Raw genomic sequence first — 6064 nt, forward strand, 5'->3', positions numbered from 1 at the left:
CTCACCCGTGACCAGCAGTTATGGGACAGCGCTTAGCCGAGATGATCGTCCGGTTCGCCATCTGGGCCAGGCCACCGGCGCCGCCGGCCGGCCCACCACGGCCTGAGCACCGGCCCGAAAACCGACCCCTGCCACGCCCCGACGCGCCGTCAGAGACCCAGGCACCCAACAACGTGACAGCGCCGTCCGGAGACCTGCAGGACGGGGCCCTTGCGGATGCCCTGGGACAGCGGGGTCGGCAGGACGGGTGCGTTCTCGGTGGTGACGACGGTTCTGGTCACGGTGTGTCCTTGCGGGAGGTGCGAAGGGGCGGCGGTCAGGTCCAGGCCTGTCGTTCCTGGCTGCGCGGGTCGTCGACCTGGGTCCACTTGGCGTCGATGCGCATCGTGGCCCGGTGCTCGGTGTCGTACGGGTCCCAGCCGGGGTTGCCGGTCGTGGCGAAGCGGACCCAGGCGCCGTGCATGCGGGCGGCGAGTTCCGTGGGGGGCTTGTCGGGGCCGAGTAGGGCGCCCGTACCCCGCAGCTGGGGCAGTTGCGCAAGATCGAAGACGAACGGGAGTTCCACCGCGTGGGTGGCGCCGAGCTGTTTGTTCAGGGCCGTCGAGCGCCAGGCGAACTCGTAAGCGTAGGTGGCGGATGCGGGGTGGGCGGCGTGTGCGCCGGCCAGGGCCCGGCTGCCCGCGCCGAACAGCGCATCGCCCATGATGGCCGACCGCAGCTCGCCGTGGGAGGCCTCGGGGCGGGCCTTGCGGTAGGTCTCGACGAGCCGCGCCGGGTCCGGGTGCGAGCGCGTGGCCGTCTCGTCGACGTCCTCGGCGGTCGAGGTGTCGTACTTGTCCACGGGGACCAGGTAGAGGTTTCCCTCCTCGGTGTTGGTCCCGACGAGCAGGTCGACGTCGGCGCCGAGTCCTGCGCCGACGGTCTCGGCGGGCTGGGTGTCGAGGACCAGGCTGAAGGGGCTGAGGCCGATCAGCGGGTCGTGGTGGGTGGCGGTCTGCAGGTCGATCCCGGCGAGGCGGGAGGCGGCCTCGACCAGACGCTCGTCGGAGACGTCCGCGAAGGCGTCCGCGTGCGGCTCGATGCCCAGGGCCGCGGCCGCCGCCTCGGTGACGCGGGCGGCTTGTTCGGTGGTGAAAGCGCCCAGGCCGCTGCCGCTTTGGACGATCGCCCGGCGGAGGAGTCCCGCGGCACCGGGGGTGGCGAGGATGCCGCCGACGATGGTCGCCCCGGCCGACTGGCCGAAGAGGGTGACGTCGGCGGGGTTGCCCCCGAAGGCGGCGATGTTCTCCCGCACCCAGTGCAGGGCGGCGACGACGTCGAGCAGGCCGCGGTTGGCGGGCGCCCCGGGGATGTCGAGGAACCCGGTGATGCCCAGCCGGTAGTTGAGGGTGACCAGGACGACGCCGTCGCGGGCGAAGGCGGAGCCGTCGTACAGCGCGGAGCGCGTCGAGCCGGCGACGAATCCGCCGCCGTGGACGAACACCATGACGGGCAGGTCGCCATTCGCGGCCGCAGCGGATGTGGGTGTCCACACGTTGACGGTGAGGTAGTCCTCCCCGCGGCTCCAACCGGCGCCGAAGTAGGGGAACATGTCGATGCTGCCGAGCTTGCGCTCGGACTGCGGTGCGTTGGGTCCGGGCGCGGTGGCGTCCCGTACACCGTTCCAGGGCTCGTGCGGCCGCGGCGGGGCGAATCGGCCGGCTCCGCGGGGCGGGGCGGCGTAGGGGATGTTCAGGTAAGCAGCGGTGCCGTCGTCCTGGCGCAGGCCGCGGACAGCGCCCTGCGCGGTGGTCACGACGGGATCGCGGTGGTGGTTCACTTCTCGTGCCTTTCCGTGGGCCTCAGACCTGCTCGGTGTACGGGGCGAAGGGCGCCCAGCCCTTGATGGCGAACTTGGTTCCGTCCCGCACGACTTCGGCGGCGCCGTGGCCGCCCAGGTGTGCGGGGACGACGAGGGCGTTGTTGTCGGCCGCCCAGCCCAGCACCTTGCGGCGCGTAGCGCGGGCGCCGGCGGGGTCCTCGCAGAAGCAGCTGTTGGCGTCCGGTTCGAGGATCTGCACCGGGCTGTGCAGCATGTCGCCGACGAACACCGCGCGGTCCGTCCCGGAGGCGAGGGTCAGCACGGAGGAGCCGGGGGTGTGTCCGGGAGCCGCATCCAGGCGCAGGCCGCCGTCGATCCGGTGGCTGTCCTCCCACAGCAGCGTCTGGCCGGCCTGGTGCACCGGGGCCACGCTGTCCTCGAACACGTTCTGGTTGCCGCGGCCGAGCAGCGGCTTGTGGCCGTTGGCCGGGTTCCAGAAGTCGAAGTCGTCCTTCGGCATCAGATAGGTGGCATTGGGGAAGGTCGGCACCCACTGCCGCCCGTCCAGGTAGGTGTTCCAGCCGACGTGGTCGACGTGGAGATGCGTGTTGATCACGATGTCCACGTCCTCCGGCTTGACGCCGGCCCGGGCGAGATTGGCCAGGAAATCGGTTTTGAGGTGGCTCCAGACCGGCGCGTACGGGCGCTCCTTGTGATTGCCCACACCCGTGTCGACGAGGATGGTCTTGCCCTCGCTGCGCAGCAGCCAGGTCTGGATCGCGGAATTCACTGTGCTGGCCTCGGAGTCCAGAAAATGCGGAACCAGCCAGGGAGTGCCGTCTTCCCAGACCTCCTCCGGGCTTTCCGGGAAAAAGGTTTCTGGCGTCATTTCGACTGAGCCGTAGTATTCCCAGACCCGGGTAATGGTGACATTGCCGAGCTTGATCTGTTCCATGTGGCTTCCTCGGAATTCGGAGCTTTCCTGGAACGGTACGAGCGGCCTTGATACGGCGGTATCCGTCACGTGACTGCACCTGCGCACATCCGCCACGCACCGCGCCCGGCCGCTTGTAGCATGAACTCGTGGAAGCGCACGAGAGAGAGCCGATCGTCGGCCGGGAGGCGGAACTGGCACGCCTTTTCCGCGCGATGGACTCGACGACGGCCGATACGGTTCTGCTGCTTCTCGGTGACGTCGGCATGGGAAAGAGCGCGCTGCTCGACCGCGTGGTGCGGCGGGCCGAAGCAGGCGGCGCCAGGGTCCTGCGTGCCGAGGGCAGCGAGTCGGAGTCGAGCCTAGCGTTCTCCGCCCTGCACCAGTTGCTGCGGCCGGTGTCGGCCGAGGTGGACGGGCTGCCGGAACGGCAGCGCGCGGCGCTGTATGGCGCCTTCGGCGCGGGCCCGGTTACGACGGACGGCGATCTCATGCTGATCGGTGTCGCCGTCCTGAGCGTGCTTTCGGCCTTGGCGGAGCGCGGGCCTGTGCTCGTGGTGCTCGACGACGCGCAGTGGCTCGACCGCGCGTCCGTGGACGTCCTCTCCTTCACCGCCAGACGCCTGGCAGGCGAACCGGTCACGATGCTGGTCGCGGCCCGCGAGGGCGATCACCTCCCGGGTTTCGACCGGCACCTGCCCACGCTCGCCCTGGAACCGCTCGATGACGCCGCGGCCGGCCGGTTGCTGGATCTGCAGCTCCACAGCCCCACCGGCCGGACCAGGACACAGATCCTCGACCAGGCCGAGGGCAACCCCCTCGCGCTGATCGAACTGGCGAGGGCGGCCGCCGCAGCCGGACCGGCCGCGGAGTCGCCGTCCGCGGGGCCTCTCCCGCTCACCGCCCACCTGGAGCGGATCTTCGCGGCCCGTCTGGACGGCCTGCCCGCCTCCACCACGCGGGCCCTGCTGCTCCTGGCAGCCATGGACACCGTCGACTCCGCGATCACCGCCCCCGCCGCAGTGCAGAACGCCGAGAACGAGGCATGGCCGCCTGCCGAGCGGGCCGGGCTGATCCGGCGCACCAGCCGCGGTCTGCGGTTCAGTCATCCCCTCGCCCGCTCCGCCGTGTACCAGGCCGCATCCCTTGATGCCCGGCACGAGGCCCACTTGGCGCTCGCCGGGCTGCTGCGGGACGAGCCCGACCGGCGTGCCTGGCACCTCGCCGCCGCGGCCACGCGCCCGGATGAGGACGTGTCGGCAGAACTGGAGCGGACCGCCGACCGTGCTCGTTGCCGCGGCGGCCACGCGGCGGCCGCCAAGGCCCTGCAACGTGCCGCCGACCTCGCGCCGCGAACTGAGGACAGCGCCCGGCTGCTCGTCGAAGCCGCCGCGGAGGCCGCGCTCACCGGTGACCTCGCCTGGGTCGAGGAACTGGCGACTGCGGTACGAGCGCGCACCGACGACGCGTCCCTCCTTGCCGAAGCCGCAGCCCAGGTCGGACGTCTGGCGGTACTGACCGTGCGCCACAGTGTGATTTTTTCCCGACTGTCGGATGTGGCCGAGGAGTTGGCCGATGCCCAGCCGTCCACCGCGCTGAACGTCTTGGCCGACGCCGCCGTGGTCCGCTACTACTCAGGACAGGACGCCCAGCAGCGCCGCATCGAGGCCGTGCTGCACGACCTGCACGAGGACGCCTCGCACGCATGGCTGCGCACCTGGGTGCGGGCCGTGTCCAACCCCTTCGGCGACCGGGCCGAACTCCTCGCCCTGCTCCCGCAGGTCGCCGCCGAGGCGCGACGCCGCCCGGACCGGCTCACCGCCTACGCGGTCATGGCCTGGCTGCTCGACGAGACGCCGCAGGCCGTCCGCGCCTTCGACGAGGCCTTTGATCGCTGGGGGTTGCGCGGAGCGCTGCCGGAGGGTCTGGGCGGCGCGGCCGCCTGGAGCTATGTGGAACAAGGCAGGTGGGGACGGGCCCGGGAGGCCTGCGCCCGCAGCAGCGCGGTCGGTTCGATGACCGGCCTGGACCACGCCGTGGCGTGCGCGGCCGCGGTGGACGCCACCGTGCTGGCCTACCAGGGGGACCCGGCGGCAGCCCGCGCCCGGGCCGACGAGGCGCTCGTCCTGATCGACCCGCTGGAGAGCCGCTCGGTGTCCGTCTTCACCCGTCGCGCGCTCGGCGCCGCGGCCCTCGCGGAGGGCGCCCACGAAACGGCGTACGCCCAACTCCGCGCGGTCTTCACGGCAGATGGCTTGCCCGTGCACTACCACGCCTCCTACCCGGCCCTTGCGGATCTGGCCGCCGCCGCGGTGCGCGCCGACCGGCACGCGGAGGCCCACGCGATCGTCGAACGTGCCGCACGCACCCTCGCCGCGGGCGCCTCACCCCGGCTGCGCGCACTGATCAACCGCGCCCGCGGTCTGCTGGCCGACCCCGAGGAAGCCGAGCCGCACTTCCGAGCGGCCCTGGCCGACCCCGTGCTGGAACACTGGCCCTTTGAACGAGCCCAGACCATGCTGGACCTCGCAGAGTGGCTACGGCGCCGTCGGCGCATCGCGGAGGCGCGAGTGCCGCTGACTGAGGCCTTGGAGACCTTCCGGCGGCTGGGCGCGCGCCCGTGGATCGAGCGCGCCCGCGCCGAATCGCGGGCCGCCGGCCTCGACGTCACCGACGCCGACCCCGACGCGCTCGCCGAACTCTCTCCACAACAGCAGCAGATCATCCGGCTCGCCTCCCGCGGACTGACCAACCGAGAGATCGGCGAGAAGCTCTTCCTCTCGCCGCGCACGGTCAGCTCGCACCTCTACCGCAGCTTCCCCAAGCTCGGCATCACCGCCCGCGCCCAACTGCGCGACCTCATCGAGGGCTCCCTGGCGACAGACAACCACCGGGACTGACCGCACGCCCGGCCACAGATGCAGTCACCTGACGCATACCGCCTGGCAGACCACCGAACCAGACTGGCCACGAGGCGAACGAGGCAACACCCCCCTCGCCTTCACACGGCCTCACCTTCCTCGCGCACGGACGGGCACGGCCCACCGCGTCGAGGGAACGGACATCCAGGTGTTGTCAGGTTGAGCGGAGCCCTTCTCCGGTGGCATGATCATCTGTCTGGTTGGGGGCGCTGGAGGGGCTGCTCGTGGACGCGCCGTCGTACCAGGGTTTCCGCTTCCCGCCGGAGATCATCGCGCACTGCGTGTGGCTGTACCACCGCTTCGCCCTGAGCCTGCGCGACGTCGAGGGGCTGATGCTGGAGCGCGGCATCGAGGTCTCCTACGAGACGATCCACCAGTGGACGCGCTGGTTCGGCCCCGCCTACGCCA

The 6064-nt window shown here is 71.4% G+C and carries 4 protein-coding genes and 1 pseudogene; 2 read left to right on the top strand and 3 right to left on the bottom strand.

Annotated features, from left to right (window positions below):
• Positions 1 to 149 precede the first annotated feature (149 nt).
• From B7L92_RS41220 to B7L92_RS32235, 3 genes are read right to left on the bottom strand one after another with little or no spacing between them, the layout of a single operon-like run.
• Entirely contained in the window at positions 150 to 281 is a 132-nt protein-coding gene (locus B7L92_RS41220) for a hypothetical protein (protein ID WP_255311239.1), read from the bottom strand.
• 35 nt (positions 282 to 316) lie between these two features.
• The gene (locus B7L92_RS32230; protein ID WP_081240833.1) at positions 317 to 1819 is read right to left on the bottom strand and encodes a carboxylesterase/lipase family protein; all 1503 of its coding nucleotides are present in this window, start codon (positions 1817 to 1819) and stop codon (positions 317 to 319) included.
• 22 nt (positions 1820 to 1841) lie between these two features.
• Positions 1842 to 2756, bottom strand: coding sequence for an MBL fold metallo-hydrolase (locus B7L92_RS32235; protein WP_081240834.1), 915 nt, complete (start codon positions 2754 to 2756; stop codon positions 1842 to 1844).
• 128 nt (positions 2757 to 2884) lie between these two features.
• On the opposite strand from B7L92_RS32235, the gene B7L92_RS32240 reads away from it, so the two are divergent.
• Both B7L92_RS32240 and B7L92_RS32245 read left to right on the top strand, forming a co-directional pair.
• The gene (locus B7L92_RS32240; protein WP_304364725.1) at positions 2885 to 5635 is read left to right on the top strand and encodes a helix-turn-helix transcriptional regulator; all 2751 of its coding nucleotides are present in this window, start codon (positions 2885 to 2887) and stop codon (positions 5633 to 5635) included.
• A gap of 245 nt (positions 5636 to 5880) precedes the next feature.
• A pseudogene (locus B7L92_RS32245) lies at positions 5881 to 6064 on the top strand (IS6 family transposase); the annotation flags it as partial.

The organism is Streptomyces viridosporus (assembly GCF_002078235.1).
GTDB classification, from domain to species: domain Bacteria; phylum Actinomycetota; class Actinomycetes; order Streptomycetales; family Streptomycetaceae; genus Streptomyces; species Streptomyces viridosporus.

What these genes read in the sequence shown, in the direction of transcription:
- B7L92_RS32235 (WP_081240834.1), bottom strand. Translation starts at nt 2,756, where the DNA reads ATGGAACAGATCAAGCTCGGCAATGTCACCATTACCCGGGTCTGGGAA.